The organism is Achromobacter sp., from assembly GCF_032102605.1.
Classification (GTDB): Bacteria; Pseudomonadota; Gammaproteobacteria; order Burkholderiales; family Burkholderiaceae_B; genus Achromobacter.
In genome coordinates this window covers 321,318-336,951 of record NZ_DAMDGT010000002.1, presented here as the reverse complement: position 1 = coordinate 336,951, position 15,634 = coordinate 321,318, and the positions used below count along the sequence as shown (strand labels likewise).

The window sequence follows — 15,634 nt, the reverse complement described above, 5'->3', positions numbered from 1 at the left end:
ATTCAGGGAGGCAAGGCTAAGGTTTCGCTGGTTTATCCCGGTTGCGCGCGGATTCGTGGCCCGTGATGCCGCGATCGCGCGCCCAGACAATGGCAGCGCTGCGCCGGTGCACCCCGATCTTGCTGTAGATCGTGGCCACATGGTTGCGCACGGTATTGCGCGACAGCTTCAGCGCTTTGGCGATGCCATCGTCGTCGTGGCCCTGGCACAGCAGCCCGAGCACCTCGCGTTCGCGCGAGGTCAGCTGCGCCAGTTCCGCCACGTCGCGGCTGGCGGGAGCGGGTTCGCGCAGCTGGGCGAGTTTTTCGATGATCCCGCGGCTGAACCAGGACGTGTCCTGCATGACGGCTTCGATTGCGGTCAGCAGCTCGGTTTCGGAGCGCTTGCGCTCGGTGATGTCCTGCATCACGATCAGCACGCGGCGCGACCCGCCAATCATGACGGGCTCGGCAGACACCAGGCAGTCCAGTTGCCCGCCATCCTGCGCGATCAGTACGGCCTCGCGATTGCGGGTGCTTTCGCCCCTTTTCAGGCTGGCGATCATGCCCTCGTAGGGGCGCACCCCCAGATCGGCGAGGTCGCGTTCATCCGCGTCCTCGAGCGTCACGCCGGTGGTGGCCGCAAACGCTTCGTTGATGTGCAGCACGTTCAGGGTGGCGCCGTCGCATACGGCCATCGGCACGGGCGCCAGCCGGAAAGCCTTGGAAAAGCGCTCCTCGCTTTCTCGCAGCGCTTCTTCCGTCCGCTTGCGGCCTTCAAGGTCGATGAACGTGAATAGCATGCACGGTTCGTCCTGCATGTCGATCGGCTGGCCAGCCACCACGACGAACTTGCTGCCGCCGTCCTGCAGCTTCAATACGCCTTCGCGTTGGGGGATGGTCTTGCCTTCATTAAGGCGCGCCACCGCAGCTTCTTTATCGTCCCCGCCGTCCAGGACGTCCAGCTCGTATGCGGACTTGCCGAGCACCGCGTCACGCGCGTAGCCGGTCATTTCCAGGAATCCCTGGTTGACCTTTACGTAGCGCAGGTCGGACAGACGACAGATCAGCGCGGGCGCCGGATTTGCCGAAAACGCGCGTTCGAAGCGATGCTCGGCGTTGATTTGCGCCGTCTGGTCATGCAGGATCAGCACGCGGTAGGGAAACGGGCCGCCGTCGTCCAGGTTCAGGCCCCGGGCAAGGACGTGCCGCAGGAAGTCTTCGTCGTCTTTGCGGCCCAGGTCCAGCAGTAAATCGTCGAATTCTTCACCGGCCGCCAGCCGGTCCAGGGGATGCTGCCGCGCGGGCACGCGATGATGGTTGCGGTACGTGAGCGTATATCGCTTGCGAAAGCCGGCGGGCGTGCCGCCCAGGTCGTCCAGCTGTTCTGCGCCGTGCAGCGCCAGCGCGCTGGCGTTGGCCCAGGCGATCGACCCCTCGGCCTCAAGCAGAATGATGCCCTCGTTCAGGCCCGCGATAATGGTCTGCAGATGTTGGCGATGTGCTTGGGGTGCGGCGTCATTGGGGGTCACGTAGGCCTCTATTCTTCGCATGGCGTGTACGCGAGAGCATGAAGGCGCGCGGCAACGCTGTCCAGAGGTCAAAACGGACGAGTCTCGCGGAAGGGGTACGGCGGTAGGGGATGGCTATCGCAGCATGGGGCGGCGTCAAAGCGAAGGCCCAATGCAAAAAAGCTCCGGAATCCGGAGCTTTTCAGCGTGTGCTGCAAGGGCAGCGATCTGCAAGCGAAGTTGCTTGGCGGAGCGGACGGGGCTCGAACCCGCGACCCCCGGCGTGACAGGCCGGTATTCTAACCAACTGAACTACCGCTCCGCAGCGGCTTAAACAGACATCCAACTTCTACACTACGCTGCGGTGTCAAGGCAGCTTGCACTACTTGCCAGATGAAGCTGGCGTCCCCTAGGGGATTCGAACCCCTGTACTCACCGTGAAAGGGTGATGTCCTAGGCCTCTAGACGAAGGGGACCTGAACGAACAACTTTACTACTGTACTGCGTGCTGGTGGAGGTAAGCGGGATCGAACCGCTGACCTCTTGCATGCCATGCAAGCGCTCTCCCAGCTGAGCTATACCCCCAGCTAACCTGGCGCCCCAAACTTCAGACAACAGGGTCTCACACTTAAAAACAAAAAAGCCCCGAATACGGAGCTCTTGAAAGACTCTGAGCGAGAGAGCTTTTGGCGGAGCGGACGGGGCTCGAACCCGCGACCCCCGGCGTGACAGGCCGGTATTCTAACCAACTGAACTACCGCTCCGCAGCGGCTTACTCAACTACTTTGTCACTTCAACTGCATCACTTCTACTGCTGTGCCAGTAAACTGGCGTCCCCTAGGGGATTCGAACCCCTGTACTCACCGTGAAAGGGTGATGTCCTAGGCCTCTAGACGAAGGGGACCTGAACGAACAACTTTACTACTGTACTGCGTGCTGGTGGAGGTAAGCGGGATCGAACCGCTGACCTCTTGCATGCCATGCAAGCGCTCTCCCAGCTGAGCTATACCCCCGTTTCTCTAATCAATCCGTTCAACGTTTTACTGGCAAACCGCGCTTTTTACGGTGCGTTTTGCTGTTTCGTTGCCGGTTTTGTTTAGTGCCGTTGGCGAAGAAACGAGATTATGCACGAACTAAATATGGTGTGCAAGTCGCTTCATGGCAAAAAACAAAAAAGTTGTGAAAAAAGGGGGGCAATAGGCGGATCGGAGCGCTTTTCGGCACGGGTGGCGGGTCGATATGAACCCGAGCAGAATCCGCGGATTGATGCGGAAATCAACAAAATCAAAGACTTGTGAGGATGCTATCGTGAGGGTAAAAAAAACATCGGTCCGCGGCATTTTTTTCCGCGCGGGCCGCGGGGACGGCATGACGCCCTTGCTGGCGGCGCCTTGTAGGTTGGCAAAGGACTGGTTGGCAAAGGACTTGTCGGCATAGGATTCGTCGGCATAGGATTCGTCGGCGCAGGACTTGTTGCTAACGGACTTGTCGCCAAAGGATCCTTCGCAAAGGACTCGATACATGAGCAGCGATTCATGAACAGCAAGACTTCTTTCCCCACGGTTGCGCTGGGCCGCAGCGGCATGGAGATCACGCGCATCGGCCTGGGCGCCTGGGCCATCGGCGGTAATGGGTGGGCGGTGGGGTGGGGACGGCAGGACGACGCAGATTCCATCGCGGCGATCCGGCACGCCGTCGATCGCGGCATCAACTGGATCGACACTGCAGCCGTCTATGGGCTGGGCCATTCGGAAGAGATCGTGCGCCGCGCGCTGGCCCAGATGGCCCCGGATGATCGTCCCTACGTGTTCACGAAGTGCGGATTGACGTGGTCCGACGAGCAGCCGCAGGCCATGCCGCGGCGCACGGGCGCGCCTTCCAGTATTCGCCGTGAACTCGAAAACTCGTTGCGGCGGCTGGGCGTCGAGCGCATCGACCTGTACCAGATGCATTGGCCAGCCGGCGACGGCACGCCGCTGGAGGCATATTGGCAGGAGCTGCTGGACCTGAAGCAGGCCGGCAAGGTCAGGGCCGTCGGGCTGTCGAACCACAATCTTGCGCAGGTGCGGACAGCGGAATTCCTGGGGCATGTGGATACGCTGCAGCCGCCGTTCTCGGCGATCCAGCGCGCTGCGGGCAACGACCTGATTCCGTGGTGTGCGGCAAATGGCACGGGGGTGATCGTCTACAGCCCCATGCATTCAGGCCTGCTGACCGGCGGCTTCAGCGCGCAGCGGGCGCAGTCCTTGCCGCCGGACGACTGGCGGTCGCGCCATGCGGACTTCCGCTCGCCTGAACTGGAACGCAACCTGGCTCTGGCCGACGCCTTCAAGCCCATCGCGGAACGCCACGGCGCCACGGTTGCCGCCGTTGCGGCGGCGTGGACGCTGGCGTGGCCGGGCGTGACGGGGGCGATCGTGGGGGCGCGCAGCGCGGCGCAGGTGGATGGCCTGATCGGCGCGGCGGAACTGGAACTGGATGCGGACGACATGCTGGCCATCGCGGATGCGATCGAGCTGACGGGCGCGGGCAGCGGGCCGCTGCGCCCGCCCGACGAAACAGGATCGCTGCCCGCGAACCTGTTCGCTTGAACAGGGTCAGCGGCGGCGCGAGCGTCGGGCGCTGCCCAACGCGGCGATGAGCGCCAGACCAATCAAGGCCAGGGCGGTTTTGTCGCCGAAACGCGCATAGGGTGTCAGGCCGGTCATGCCTTGCACCGACACCGGCAGCACGCCCGCTTGCAGCGGCGCCAATTGCGCAGCGACGTGGCCCTTCGCATCGATGGCTGCGGTAATGCCGGTATTGGTGGCGGTCAGCATCGGACGGGCGGTTTCCATCGTGCGCAGGCGGCCGATCTGAAGATGCTGGCGCAACGCCCAGGTGTCGCCGAACCAGCCCAGATTGCTGACGTTCACCAGGATGGTCGCGCCCGGCTCGCCGTTGGGGCCGGGCTGCAGCGCAGGCAGCAAGTCCGGGCCGAAGAGGTCTTCGTAGCAGATGTTGAACGCGATGTGCTGGCCCGCCACGGCAAACGGCGTCTGGCGTTCACCCCCACGATCGAAATCGCCCAGCGGGATGTTCAGCATGTTCACGAACCAATGGAATCCTGGCGGGACGTATTCGCCCCACGGAACCAGATGGCGCTTGTCGTAGCGCATGGCGGTGGACCCGGCCACAAGCTGTTCGACCGGCGTGTTGCCGTCAAAGCCGATGACGCTGTTGGTGTAGCGTTCGCGGCCGTTCACGCGGTCGTGCAGCGGCACGCCCATTGCGACGACCGTGTTGCGCTGGCCGGCCAGGTCTCGCCAGACTTCCCAGACGCGCGGGTCGAGCTGGTCCTGGAAGATGGGCACCACCGTTTCGGGCAGGATCACCAACTGGGGCGCGGGCACACCGGGTGCAGGCGCCATGGCCGTCAGTTCCAGGTGCCGCCTTACGCTTTGCTCGAGTAGCGCGGGGTCGAATTTCTGGGATTGGCCGATATTGCCTTGCACCAGCCGCACGTTCAGGGGATCGCCGAAGGGCGTGGACCAATCAACGCGGGAAAGCGGCCAGCCGGCTCCGGCCAAAGCCAAAGCCACGCCGGCGGCCAGCGCATGACGCGGGCCCAGGCCGGTCTTGCGGGAGGGCTGCCACAGGCTGGCCACTGCCGCGGCGACGAACGCCGCCAAGAACGCCATGCCGTGCACGCCTAGCAGGGGCGCCCATCCGGAGATCGGGCCGTCGACGTGCGCATAGCCGATGTTGAGCCACGGAAAGCCGGTTAGCAGGACCGCGCGCAGCCATTCGAACGCGGCCCACATGGCAGCCCAGGCCAGCGTGCTTGAAAGGATGCGAGACGGGGCCGAGTCGTTGGTCAGCGGGGCGTAACGGCGCGCCAGCGCATTGGCGGTGGCCGGAAACAGGGCCAGGAACGCGGATAGCGCCAGCACGGCGGCGACCGCCAGCGGGGCGGCCAGGTCGCCGTAGCGGTGCAGACTGATGAAGATCCAGTAAAGCCCCAGCGCATAGCTGGCGAAGCTGAACAGCCAGCCGCGCAGCCACGCCTGCCGGGCGGACGGCGCATAGAGCGTGACCCGGGCCAGGACGGCCAGTGCGATGACCTGGGTGACCGCCAGCGCCCAGCCAGGCAAGGGCCCGGGGGCGAACGTCAGGGCGTGGACGGCGCCCGCCAGCACAAGGCCGGCGGCGCCGCGCAGGAACTGGCCGCGCGGGGTGCTGCTCATGCGTCGGTGGCGGGGGCTGCGGACTGCGAGGCGGCGATGCGCTTGACGCGCAGCCAGATGGCGCGGCGGGCGTCGCCGCGCGCCACTTCCAAACGCAGCCCGTCGAATTCGGCGTGGTCGCCGCGCCGCGGGATACGGCCGAGCTGGCCGCCCATCCAGCCGCCGACGCTGTCGTACTCGTCGTCGGGCAACTGGCAACCGAACACGTCATTGAAGTGGGAGATGTCCGTGGCCGCCAAAACGCGCCACTGGTTTTCGCCTTCGGGGAAGATGGAGTCTTCCTCGGTCTCGTCGAATTCGTCTTCGATGTCGCCAACGATCTGTTCCAGCACGTCTTCCATCGTGACCAGGCCCGAAATACCGCCATGCTCGTCGATGACGATGGCCTGGTGATTGCGGCTGGCGCGGAATTCGTGCAGCAGCACGTTCAGGCGCTTGGATTCGGGGATGAACACGGCGGGGCGCACCAGCGTGCGCACTTCGATGTTCGGCTCCAGCATGCAGCGCAGCAGATCCTTGGCCAGCAGGATGCCGATGATGTTGTCGCGGTCGCCTTCATACACGGGGAACCGCGAATGCGCGGTCTCGATCACTGAGGCCACCAGGTAGGGGATGGGCTGCGTGACGTCCAGCAGGTCCATGCGCGAGCGCGGAACCATGATGTCGCCGACAGTGCCCTCGGACACGGCCAGCGCGCCCTTGATCATCTTGTACGACTCGGCGTCGAGCAGATCGCGCTCGTGCGCGGCTTCCAGGACGGCCTTGATGCCTTCGCGGTCCTCGGGCTCGCGGCGCACGAGGGAAAGCAGGCGGTCTAGCAGGGATTTGGTGGCGGGTTTGGATGAGCGAGCAGGAGTCGCTTCGGGAGCAGGGTAAGGGTCAGACATCGTCCGGGAGGACAAGTTATGGAGGAGCCAGCATAACCGATACTGGCTTCCGATTTGTAACGCCGAGCCGGAAAATGGGCGAAACCGACGCGATCTGCGCCTTGCTGGGCGCCATTTTCCGGCAATTTCTCAGGGTAGACCCGGAGACGGCGATCATGCCGCCACGTAAGGGTCCGCGATGCCGATCTGGGCCAGGGTGCTGGTTTCCAGGGCTTCCATGCGCTTCGCGTCGCGAGCCTTGATGTGGTCATAGCCCAGCGAGTGAAGGACGCCGTGGATGGTCAGGTGCGCCGCGTGGTCCAGCAGCGCCTTCTTCTGTTCGCGGGCCTCGCGCACCAGCACCGGCACGCACATGACGATGTCGCCGCGCGCCACGCCCAGCGGGTCAACGCCATATTCGAACGTGAGCACGTTGGTGGCGTAGTCGCGGCCCCGAAAATCGCGATTCAGGCGGCGGCCCTCGGCGGCGCCCACCAGCCGCAGGCTGAGTTCGGCGGCCGAGAAATCTACCAGGCCGTCCTCGGCGGCGCCCGCTAGGGCGCGTTCGGCCCAACGCCGCAGGCGCCAGCGCGGCAGGCGCGCTTCTTCGACGCCGTACTGAACGGACAGGGACAGTTCAGGCTTCATTTTCGGAGGCGCGGTCGTAGGCGTCGACAATGCGCGCGACCAGCGGGTGGCGCACGACATCGCGGCTGGTGAATCGGGTGGTGGCGATGCCCTGGACGTCATGCAGAACCTTCACGGCGTGAGCCAGGCCGCTGTCCTGCCCGCGCGGCAGGTCCACCTGCGACGGGTCGCCGGTGATGACGGCCTTGCTGCCGAAGCCGATCCGGGTCAGGAACATCTTCATCTGCTCGGGCGTGGTGTTCTGCGCCTCGTCCAGGATGACGAACGCGTGGTTCAACGTGCGGCCGCGCATGTAGGCCAGCGGCGCGATCTCGATGGTCTGCTTTTCGAACAGACGCTGCACCTTTTCGAAGCCCATCAGGTCGTACAGGGCGTCATACAGCGGGCGCAGGTACGGATCGACCTTCTGGGCCAGATCGCCGGGCAGGAAGCCCAGCCGCTCGCCGGCTTCGACCGCCGGGCGCGTCAGCACCAGACGCTGCACCGTGTCGCGCTCCATGGCGTCGATGGCGCACGCCACGGCAAGCCACGTCTTGCCGGTGCCGGCGGGGCCGACGCCGAACGTGATGTCGTGCTTGAGGATGTTGTTCAGGTAGTCGCGCTGGCGCGGCGTGCGCGGACGCAGGTCGCTGCGCCGGGTGCGCAGGGCGATGCCGTCGCTTTCGTCGTCCAGGGCGGGCAGGGCGTCCAGTTCCTGGGACTGCTCTTCCTTGAGGTTTTCCTCTTGGCGCCCCACGCCGATCTCGACCAGACCCAGCTGGATGTCGTCGATGGACAGGGCGCGATGCACGGCCTGCTCGTGGAAACGGCGCAGGATCCGGCCGGCCAGTTCGGCCCGCTCGCCTTCGATCGTGACCCGGTTCCCTCGGCGCGACAGCTTGACGGTCATGCCGTCGGCAAGCTGCCGAAGGTTCTCGTCCAGGGGGCCGCAGAGGTTGGCCAGGTGGGTGTTGTCGCCGTCCAGGGTTACGACGACGGGCATGCTGCGACGCGCGCGGGAGCGGGATGTGGTCATTCAGCCTCTTGGGAAGTGCGGTCCACGTCGGCCACGCGGGCGCGCAGCGAATTCGTGTGCGCCTCGGTGATGATGACGTCGACCATTTGTCCGATGAGCCGCGCGGGGGCGGGGAAATTGACGATGCGGTTGTTTTCGGTGCGGCCCATCAGTTCGTTCGGGTCGCGGCGCGACGGGCCTTCGACCAGCAGGCGTTGGCGCGTGCCCACCATGTTGCGGGCGATCGTTGCAGCCTGCTCGTTGATCAGCGCCTGCAGGCGCTGCAGGCGTTGCAGCTTTACGTCCTGCGGGGTGTCGTCGGTCAGGTCGGCGGCCGGCGTGCCGGGACGCCGCGAATACACGAACGAGAACGAGGTGTCGAAGCCTACGTCCTCGATCAGCTTCAGCGTCTTTTCGAAGTCTTCCTCGGTTTCGCCGGGAAAGCCGACGATGAAGTCGGAGGACAGCGTCAGATTCGGGCGCGCGGCGCGCAGGCGGCGCACGACGGACTTGAATTCCAGCGTGGTGTAGCCGCGCTTCATGCCGGCCAGCACGCGGTCGCTGCCGGCCTGCACGGGCAGGTGCAGGAACGACACCAGCTTGGGCAGGCGGGCATAGGCATCCACCATGCGCTGGGTCATTTCCTTGGGGTGCGACGTGGTGTAGCGGATCCGCTCGATACCGGGGATTTCGTGCACGTACTCGAGCAGCATCGCGAAATCGGCGATCTCGTCCGAGTCGGCCATGCGGCCCCGGTAAGCGTTGACGTTCTGGCCCAGCAGCGTCACTTCCTTGACGCCCTGGTCGGCCAGGTCGGCCACTTCGATCAGCACGTCGTCGAAGGGGCGCGAAACTTCTTCGCCGCGCGTGTAGGGCACGACGCAGAAGCTGCAGTACTTGCTACAGCCTTCCATGATGGAAACGAACGCCGTGGCCCCGTCGACGCGCGGCGGCGGCATGTTGTCGAACTTTTCGATTTCGGGGAAGCTGATGTCGACCTGCGAACGGCCCTCGTCGCGACGGCGCTTGATCAGGTCGGGCAGGCGGTGCAGGGTCTGCGGTCCGAACACGACGTCGACATAGGGGGCGCGCTTGACGATGGCTTCGCCTTCCTGGCTGGCCACGCATCCGCCCACGCCGATCACCAGGTTCGGATTGGTCTTCTTCAGGTGCTGCACGCGGCCCAGGTCCGAAAACACCTTTTCCTGCGCCTTTTCGCGCACGGAACAGGTGTTGAACAGGATGACGTCGGCCTCTTCGGGGTTGTCTGTGAGCTCCAGGCCGCCCTGGTCCTCACGCAGCACGTCGGCCATTTTGTCCGAGTCGTACTCGTTCATCTGACAGCCGAAGGTGCGGATGTACAGTTTGCGGGGGGAGCCGGCGGTGGGGGCGGTCGAGGGCAGGGCGGCGGGTGCGCCGTCGCGGACGTTGCCCGCGCGCTTGAGGGAGGTTTCTTGCATGGTGGTCGCCGTAACGGGTGTAGATCCCGGGGGCTGGAAGATGGGAAAGAGCGAATTTTAACCCTTGCCAGGAAATTGTTTCTTGGCCGTGCGCGCGATGGCCGTTACGATAGCGCACCGTCTGCTCCGCAGACCCGGCAATGTCCCTTTTTTTCCGAGCGGCACCGATGAATTTCAATCGCCTCACGCCTCCGGTAGCCGCTCCCTCGCTTGATGGCGGGATCGGCGCCGCTGTCCAGGACGAATACCGCAATCCGTATCCCGCGTCAGTATGGGCGCTTCTGGGCGTCGCATTGGCCTTGGCGGCCGCCGCCTGCGCGCTCTGGGTCGACCTGCCCGTGGCGATCTGGATGCAGAAATCGGTGTCGGAAGGCGTCGACCAGTCTTTCGAATGGGTGGGCGAGCTGGGCGAAAGCGGCCACTACATCGTCATGGCGCTGGCGTTCTACGTCGTCGGCCTGGTGGGTCTGGCGCGCGGCTGGCGCAATCCGCTGCGGGTCAGCTACGCCGCCATGGCGCGGGGCAGTCTTCTGATGCTGTCCACCATGGCGGTTGGCGGGCTGGTCGTGCTGGTGCTCAAGCGCACGGTGGCGCGGGCGCGCCCCGATCTGTACTTCGAGCAGGGCATCTACGGCGTGGCCGAGACCTTTTCGCGCGTCCAGCAGTTCAATTCCTTTCCGTCCAGCCACACCTATGCGGCGTTTTCCGTGGCCGTGGTGCTGGGCATCCTGGCGCCCCGCTGGCGCTGGGTCTTCCTGCTGCTGGCGTCCCTGGTGGCGATCAGCCGCCTGGTGAACCTGGACCACTACCTGTCGGACGTGATGACGGCCGCTGGCATCGCGGTGCTGGTCGGCCACGTCCTGGCCCCGCGCGTGCTGTGCAGCAAATATCAATGGCCGCTGCGCGCCCCATGGCGCTGGTGGAAAAAGGCCTGAGCTTCTTGCAAGCCGGGCAAAAAAAACCGCGGATGGTCCGCGGTTTTTTTTTTGAGCATCGATCGGGGCGAAGGCGCTCAGGCAAGACCGACGGACATGAAAGGCTGTGTCTGGCCTTTCAGCGCCCAGCGGGCGAGGCGGCTCGGTCCACACCGACGAACGTGAAACGGTCTGTCTGGCCTTGCTGGCCGGCGCATGCCTTTCGCCAGCCGCCGGGACAGAAAGGCGTCAAGCCAGCACCTTGAGTCCCGAGGGCGTTTCGATCTGCGCGGCGAGTCGAGCCGGGCCGTCGGCCTGTTCGACGTCGATCAGGGTATTGGCGCCCATCCATGCCAATCCCTGCCGCAGCAGGGCGGCCCGGGGATGGCTGCCGGTCAGCCGGATCAGGGACAGCGGCTGGCGCGGCAGGCTGACGCCCGGATAGTTGTCGACGTCCCATTGGATCAGCGTGGGCAGCAGGCCCTCGCCGGCCTCGTGGCCGGCTTCTCGCCAGGCGGGCAGGCTGCCGTCGCCGGGCACGGTCAGCCGCCAGCGCAGGTCGCCCCGCGTCATGGGCACGACGGGCGGGAGGCGGTCGGGGTGTTCGGCCTGCATGTGCGTGAGATCGAGCGGCGCCTCGACCCGGGCCGCCCAATGGGCCAGGAACGGCCCTTGTTCAAGCCGGGCGCGCACGTTGCCCTGATCCAGGCCGAACCACCGGGGACGGGCGGGCGCCGGCGCGTCCGGATCGATGGCGATCACTTCCAGGTAGACGCCGCCCGCCATGCCCAGCACCCGATTGTGGGTGCCCATGCGCGGATGCGCGCCGCCAGCTTGCGGCGCAATGCCCAGGATGCCGGCGACATAGTCGGTCCCGCTGGCAAGATCCGCCGCGGCGATGACGAGATGGTCGATGGTGAGTTTCATGGGGGGACATGGTAACGAATGCGGGCGCGCTTGTGCCGGTGCGGCAAAACAGGGTTCGGCAATCAGGCTCAGGCAGCCACCGAGATTCCTGCGGTGTCGGAGCGACGTGCCTTGCGCACCCGGATTTCCACGTGCTGGTCCAGAGAGACCAGCGCCTGCATGAGTCTTTCCAATGAAATGTTCAATAGCTTGTAGCGACGTATCTGGGAGACCTTGGGCTGCGTCATGCCTGTCAACGAGGCGACGTCATGCTGGCTCAGGCCGCGCTGGTCGATCAGGTCGTTGAATTTGATGGCAAGCTGCGCTTTTGCCGTCAGTTCGGCAGCGTCTTCGAAGCCGAGGTCCTCAAGGACGTTGTGCGTGCCTGCCTGGGCGGTGCGCGTCATTCTTTGCTCCTGTCATGGGCGAGGCGGGCAATTACCCGTTTCAGCCGGCTTGTTATCAGGTCGACGTCTGGCTGCGGCGACGATATATAACGACATGCCCATGCGCTTTTGCACGGGCAGGGGGAATGCCTTGAAGTCCTTCTCGGATGAGCCTTCCCAGAAGAGCACCTTTGGATTGTCTGGCCTCATCAATATACCTGTTCGGATATATTAATCAACCGCCGCAGCGGAGAATCGGACAAACTATCCGGAGCAGGCGCGGACGACTATTCGTGCCGGCCGCAGCGCCCAAAAGAAAAAACCCGTCGCGTGAGCGACGGGTTTTGCTTTTGGGGCGGGGGAAGGATCAGGCGACTTCGCCTTCCTCGCCTTCCTTCTTGACCGGCTTGATCAGGTCTTCGCGCTTGACGCCCATCCACATGGCCAGCGCGGCGGCGACGAACACCGACGAATAGATGCCGAACCAGATGCCGATGGTCAGCGCCATGGCGAAGTAGTGGAGGGTGGGGCCGCCGAAGAACAGCATGGCCAGCACCATCATCTGCGTCGAACCGTGGGTGATGATGGTCCGGGAAATGGTTTGCGTGATGGCGCTGTTGATGACTTCGTGGACGTCAGCCTTGCGGTACTTGCGGAAGTTCTCGCGGATCCGGTCCATGATGACCACGGATTCGTTCACGGAGTAACCCAGCACGGCCAGCACGCCGGCCAGCACCGACAGCGAGAATTCCCACTGGAAGAATGCGAAGAAGCCCAGGATGATGACCACGTCGTGCAGGTTGGCGATCACGCCGGCCACGGCGAACTTCCATTCAAAGCGGAAGCCCAGGTAGACCATGATGCCGATGACGACGACGAGCAGGGCCATCAGGCCGTTGTGCAACAGTTCCTGGCCGACCTGCGGACCCACGAATTCGACGCGGCGCAGTTCGACGCCGGAATCGGCGGCCTTGAGCGCGGCCATCACGGTTTCGCTCTGGGTGGCGGACGTCTGGCCTTCCTGCAGGGGCAGGCGGATCATGACGTCATGCGAGGTGCCGAAATTCTGGACCTGGAAGTCGGAGTAGCCCAGCTTGGACACCACGCCGCGCACGTTTTCAAGCTGCGCCGTCTGGGCGTAGTTGACTTCCATGACCGTGCCGCCCGTGAATTCGATCGACAGGTGGAAGCCGCGCGTGACGATGAAGAACACCGCCAGGACGAAGGTGACGAGACTGATGATGTTCAGCACCAGGGCATGGCGCATGAACGGGATGGTGCGGTGAATCCGGAAAAATTCCATTTTTCGCCTTCGGTTCTTTTCTGTGGCGGGCGGCATGCGCCGCCCGCTTTATTTCAGTTTGCCTTCGGCTTCCAGACTTCGCCGATGGAGATCGAGGTGAGCTTCTTCTTGCGGCCGTAGTACAGGTTGGCCAGCGCGCGCACGCCCACGACCGATGAGAACATCGAGGTCAGGATGCCCAGGCAGTGAACCACCGCGAAGCCCCGGATCGGGCCCGAACCGAAGGCCAGCAGCGCCAGGCCCACGATCAGCGTGGTGAGGTTCGAGTCAAGAATGGTGCCCCACGCGCGTTCGAAACCTTGATGGATGGCCTGTTGCGGCGAGGCGCCTGCGCGTAGTTCTTCCCGTATGCGCTCGTTGATCAGCACGTTCGAGTCGATGGCCATGCCCAGTGTCAGTGCGATAGCCGCGATACCCGGAAGGGTCAGAGTGGCCTGCAGCATGGACAGCAGCGCCAGGAGCAGCAGGACGTTGAACGTCAGGCCGATCGTGGAGAACACGCCGAACAGGTGGTAGTAGATGATGATGAACGCGGCGATGGCCAGGAAGCCGTACAGCGTCGAGTAGAAGCCCTTCGAGATGTTGTCCGCACCCAGGCTCGGGCCGATGGTGCGTTCCTCGATGATGGACATCGGGGCCGCCAGCGCGCCGGCGCGCAGCAGCAGGGCGGTGTCGGCGGCTTCCTCGGACGTCATGCTGCCCGAGATCTGCACCTGGCCGCCGCCGATTTCGCCGCGGATGACGGGCGCCGTGACTACTTCACCCTTGCCGTTTTCGAACAGCAGGATGGCCATGCGCTTGTTGATGTTGTCGCGCGTGACGTCGCGGAAAATGCGCGCACCCTTGGAATCCAGCGTCAGGTGGACTGCCGCCTGTTGGGTTTGCGAGTCGCGGCCGGGCTGGGCGTCCTGCAGGTTTTCGCCGGTCAGGATGACTTGGCGGCGGACCAGGATGGGACGGCCGTCGCGGTCGTTGTAGCGTTCAAGGCCGAACGGGACACTGCCGCCCAGCAGCGCGGCCTGCGCGGTGGGCGAGTCGTCGACCATGCGGATTTCGAGCGTGGCGGTGCGGCCCAGCAGTTCCTTGGCCTTGGCCACGTCCTGCACGCCGGGCAACTGCACCACGATGCGGTCCGAACCCTGCTGCTGGATGACCGGTTCGGCCACGCCGAGTTCGTTGATCCGGTTGTGCAGCGTGTTGATGTTCTGCTTGAGCGCGGAGTCCTGCACGCGGGTGACGGCGGCCGGATTCAGGGCGCCGATCAGCACTTGCTTGCCGTTTTCTTCGCGTTCGGTGAATTCCAGGTCGGGAAGGCGCGAACGCAGGGTCGAGACGGCGCGGTCGCGGTCGTCGTTATTGGCGAAAGTGGCCGCGATGCCCATGCCCGAGCGTTCGACGCCGGCCACGTTGATCTTCTGGTCGCGCAGCACCGAGCGCACGTCAGCGGCCAGGGAGTCATAGCGAGCGGTCAGCGCGCCTTGCATGTCGACCTGCAGCAGGAAGTGCACGCCGCCGCGCAGGTCCAGGCCCAGGTACATGGGCTTGGGCGCGAACCAGCCCAGCGCGCGCATCCAGGGCGGCGAGGCGGGCAGCAGGTTCAGGGCAACGGTGTAGTGCGGATCGCCAGGGACGGTGTTGAGCGATCTTTCGATCAGGTCGCGGGCCTGGAGCTGCACGTCCGTGGACGGGAAGCGGGCGCGCACGGTGCCGAGCGTGCCGTTCAATTCGAAATAGGCCCCGTCGTTGGGGATCTTGGCGTCAGCCAGGATCTGTTCCACACGGGCCAGCACGGAGGGATCGACCTTGATCGTGGCCTTGGCGCTGGACACCTGGACGGCGGGGGACTCGCCGTAGAAATTGGGAAGCGTGTACAGCAGGCCAATGAGGACCGCGACCAGGACCGTAATGTACTTCCAGAGGGGATAGCGGTTCATTGCCGGCTACTTCATGTGAAAGAGATGAAAGGGCCGCCCGGCGGTTGGACGCGGCGGGCGGCGGTAGGCGCCTTCAAGGACAAGAGCCCCATTGGGGCTCTTTTGGGACGCTTACAGGGCCTTGATGGTTCCCTTGGGCAGGACGGTCGACACCGACGACTTCTGCATGATGACTTCGACGGGCTTGTCGGCCAGTTCGGAGACTTCGACGGTGACGTAGCTATCGTTGACCTTGGTGACCTTGCCGAGCATGCCGCCGGCGGTGACGACTTCGTCGCCCTTGGCCAGGGCCGCGATCAGGTTGCGGTGTTCCTTCTGGCGCTTCATCTGCGGACGGATCATCAGGAAATAGAGGATCACGAACATCAGGATGATGGGCAGCATGCCCATCAGCGCATTGCCTTCGGGGGCGGCCTGGGCCACGACGAGGCTGGCGGTATCGATAACGGACATTGAATTCTCCTGCGTTTGAGTCTGTTTGGGTTTATCGCTATGTTTTTGATGCACC

The 15,634-nt window shown here is 64.4% G+C and carries 14 protein-coding genes and 6 tRNA genes; 2 read left to right on the top strand and 18 right to left on the bottom strand.

The genetic code is table 11. The features are described 5' to 3' along the window. Window positions 1–16: 16 nt before the first annotated feature. The 8 genes from RT614_RS06275 to RT614_RS06240 all read right to left on the bottom strand — a co-directional run bounded on the left by RT614_RS06275 (window position 17) and on the right by RT614_RS06240 (window position 3,012). Entirely contained in the window at window positions 17–1,531 is a 1,515-nt protein-coding gene (locus tag RT614_RS06275; protein ID WP_313621048.1) for a helix-turn-helix transcriptional regulator, read from the bottom strand. A 203-nt stretch (window positions 1,532–1,734) separates the two neighbouring features. After that, a tRNA-Asp gene (locus RT614_RS06270) sits at window positions 1,735–1,811 on the bottom strand. Window positions 1,812–1,889: 78 nt separating this feature from the next. Next, window positions 1,890–1,965 (bottom strand) — tRNA-Glu (locus tag RT614_RS06265). Between the two features lie 33 nt (window positions 1,966–1,998). Then, window positions 1,999–2,074, bottom strand: a tRNA-Ala gene (locus RT614_RS06260). 102 nt (window positions 2,075–2,176) lie between these two features. Continuing rightward, window positions 2,177–2,253 (bottom strand) — tRNA-Asp (locus RT614_RS06255). A gap of 64 nt (window positions 2,254–2,317) precedes the next feature. Next, window positions 2,318–2,393: transfer RNA gene (locus RT614_RS06250), tRNA-Glu, on the bottom strand. A 33-nt stretch (window positions 2,394–2,426) separates the two neighbouring features. Further along, window positions 2,427–2,502, bottom strand: a tRNA-Ala gene (locus RT614_RS06245). Between the two features lie 120 nt (window positions 2,503–2,622). Next, window positions 2,623–3,012 (bottom strand): hypothetical protein, encoded by a 390-nt coding sequence (locus tag RT614_RS06240; protein WP_313621047.1) that lies wholly within the window; start codon window positions 3,010–3,012, stop codon window positions 2,623–2,625. Window positions 3,013–3,024: 12 nt separating this feature from the next. On the opposite strand from RT614_RS06240, the gene RT614_RS06235 reads away from it, so the two are divergent. After that, window positions 3,025–4,080, top strand: coding sequence for an aldo/keto reductase (locus tag RT614_RS06235; RefSeq protein ID WP_313621046.1), 1,056 nt, complete (start codon window positions 3,025–3,027; stop codon window positions 4,078–4,080). A 6-nt stretch (window positions 4,081–4,086) separates the two neighbouring features. On the opposite strand, the gene lnt is transcribed toward RT614_RS06235, so the two are convergent. The 5 genes from lnt to miaB all read right to left on the bottom strand — a co-directional run bounded on the left by lnt (window position 4,087) and on the right by miaB (window position 9,683). Further along, on the bottom strand, window positions 4,087–5,715 hold the full coding sequence (lnt, locus tag RT614_RS06230) for an apolipoprotein N-acyltransferase (RefSeq protein WP_313621044.1): 1,629 nt from the start codon (window positions 5,713–5,715) through the stop codon (window positions 4,087–4,089). Continuing rightward, window positions 5,712–6,602 (bottom strand): transporter associated domain-containing protein, encoded by an 891-nt coding sequence (locus RT614_RS06225; RefSeq protein WP_313621042.1) that lies wholly within the window; start codon window positions 6,600–6,602, stop codon window positions 5,712–5,714. Before RT614_RS06225 ends, lnt begins: the two co-directional genes overlap by 4 nt. 153 nt (window positions 6,603–6,755) lie before the next feature. Further along, window positions 6,756–7,229, bottom strand: coding sequence for an rRNA maturation RNase YbeY (gene ybeY, locus RT614_RS06220; protein WP_313621041.1), 474 nt, complete (start codon window positions 7,227–7,229; stop codon window positions 6,756–6,758). Next, window positions 7,219–8,244 carry a PhoH family protein gene (locus tag RT614_RS06215; protein ID WP_313621039.1) on the bottom strand — a complete coding sequence of 342 codons (1,026 nt, stop codon included), beginning with the start codon at window positions 8,242–8,244 and terminating at the stop codon, window positions 7,219–7,221. The genes ybeY and RT614_RS06215 overlap by 11 nt, the downstream gene beginning before the upstream one ends. Then, window positions 8,241–9,683, bottom strand: coding sequence for a tRNA (N6-isopentenyl adenosine(37)-C2)-methylthiotransferase MiaB (miaB, locus tag RT614_RS06210; RefSeq protein WP_313621037.1), 1,443 nt, complete (start codon window positions 9,681–9,683; stop codon window positions 8,241–8,243). Before miaB ends, RT614_RS06215 begins: the two co-directional genes overlap by 4 nt. 167 nt (window positions 9,684–9,850) lie before the next feature. On the opposite strand from miaB, the gene RT614_RS06205 reads away from it, so the two are divergent. After that, on the top strand, window positions 9,851–10,618 hold the full coding sequence (locus RT614_RS06205; RefSeq protein WP_313621035.1) for a phosphatase PAP2 family protein: 768 nt from the start codon (window positions 9,851–9,853) through the stop codon (window positions 10,616–10,618). A 228-nt stretch (window positions 10,619–10,846) separates the two neighbouring features. Here RT614_RS06205 and RT614_RS06200 read toward each other — a convergent pair whose 3' ends face one another. From RT614_RS06200 to yajC, 5 genes are all read right to left on the bottom strand, one after another. After that, the gene (locus RT614_RS06200) at window positions 10,847–11,524 is read right to left on the bottom strand and encodes a VOC family protein (RefSeq protein WP_313621034.1); all 678 of its coding nucleotides are present in this window, start codon (window positions 11,522–11,524) and stop codon (window positions 10,847–10,849) included. 68 nt (window positions 11,525–11,592) lie between these two features. Continuing rightward, entirely contained in the window at window positions 11,593–11,910 is a 318-nt protein-coding gene (locus RT614_RS06195) for a helix-turn-helix transcriptional regulator (RefSeq protein ID WP_313621033.1), read from the bottom strand. A gap of 346 nt (window positions 11,911–12,256) precedes the next feature. Further along, on the bottom strand, window positions 12,257–13,192 hold the full coding sequence (gene secF, locus RT614_RS06190; protein WP_313621032.1) for a protein translocase subunit SecF: 936 nt from the start codon (window positions 13,190–13,192) through the stop codon (window positions 12,257–12,259). Window positions 13,193–13,245: 53 nt separating this feature from the next. Next, on the bottom strand, window positions 13,246–15,126 hold the full coding sequence (secD, locus tag RT614_RS06185) for a protein translocase subunit SecD (RefSeq protein ID WP_313621030.1): 1,881 nt from the start codon (window positions 15,124–15,126) through the stop codon (window positions 13,246–13,248). A gap of 111 nt (window positions 15,127–15,237) precedes the next feature. Further along, entirely contained in the window at window positions 15,238–15,579 is a 342-nt protein-coding gene (gene yajC, locus RT614_RS06180; RefSeq protein ID WP_013395762.1) for a preprotein translocase subunit YajC, read from the bottom strand. Window positions 15,580–15,634 lie beyond the last annotated feature (55 nt).

Bases quoted from the DNA above. Each gene is read 5' to 3' on its own strand.
- RT614_RS06275 (WP_313621048.1), bottom strand. From the start codon at position 1,531: ATGCGAAGAATAGAGGCCTACGTGACCCCCAATGACGCCGCACCCCAA.
- RT614_RS06240 (WP_313621047.1), bottom strand. From the start codon at position 3,012: ATGTATCGAGTCCTTTGCGAAGGATCCTTTGGCGACAAGTCCGTTAGC.
- RT614_RS06235 (WP_313621046.1), top strand. From the start codon at position 3,025: ATGAACAGCAAGACTTCTTTCCCCACGGTTGCGCTGGGCCGCAGCGGC.
- lnt (WP_313621044.1), bottom strand. From the start codon at position 5,715: ATGAGCAGCACCCCGCGCGGCCAGTTCCTGCGCGGCGCCGCCGGCCTT.
- RT614_RS06225 (WP_313621042.1), bottom strand. From the start codon at position 6,602: ATGTCTGACCCTTACCCTGCTCCCGAAGCGACTCCTGCTCGCTCATCC.
- ybeY (WP_313621041.1), bottom strand. From the start codon at position 7,229: ATGAAGCCTGAACTGTCCCTGTCCGTTCAGTACGGCGTCGAAGAAGCG.
- RT614_RS06215 (WP_313621039.1), bottom strand. From the start codon at position 8,244: ATGACCACATCCCGCTCCCGCGCGCGTCGCAGCATGCCCGTCGTCGTA.
- miaB (WP_313621037.1), bottom strand. From the start codon at position 9,683: ATGCAAGAAACCTCCCTCAAGCGCGCGGGCAACGTCCGCGACGGCGCA.
- RT614_RS06205 (WP_313621035.1), top strand. From the start codon at position 9,851: ATGAATTTCAATCGCCTCACGCCTCCGGTAGCCGCTCCCTCGCTTGAT.
- RT614_RS06200 (WP_313621034.1), bottom strand. From the start codon at position 11,524: ATGAAACTCACCATCGACCATCTCGTCATCGCCGCGGCGGATCTTGCC.
- RT614_RS06195 (WP_313621033.1), bottom strand. From the start codon at position 11,910: ATGACGCGCACCGCCCAGGCAGGCACGCACAACGTCCTTGAGGACCTC.
- secF (WP_313621032.1), bottom strand. From the start codon at position 13,192: ATGGAATTTTTCCGGATTCACCGCACCATCCCGTTCATGCGCCATGCC.
- secD (WP_313621030.1), bottom strand. From the start codon at position 15,126: ATGAACCGCTATCCCCTCTGGAAGTACATTACGGTCCTGGTCGCGGTC.
- yajC (WP_013395762.1), bottom strand. From the start codon at position 15,579: ATGTCCGTTATCGATACCGCCAGCCTCGTCGTGGCCCAGGCCGCCCCC.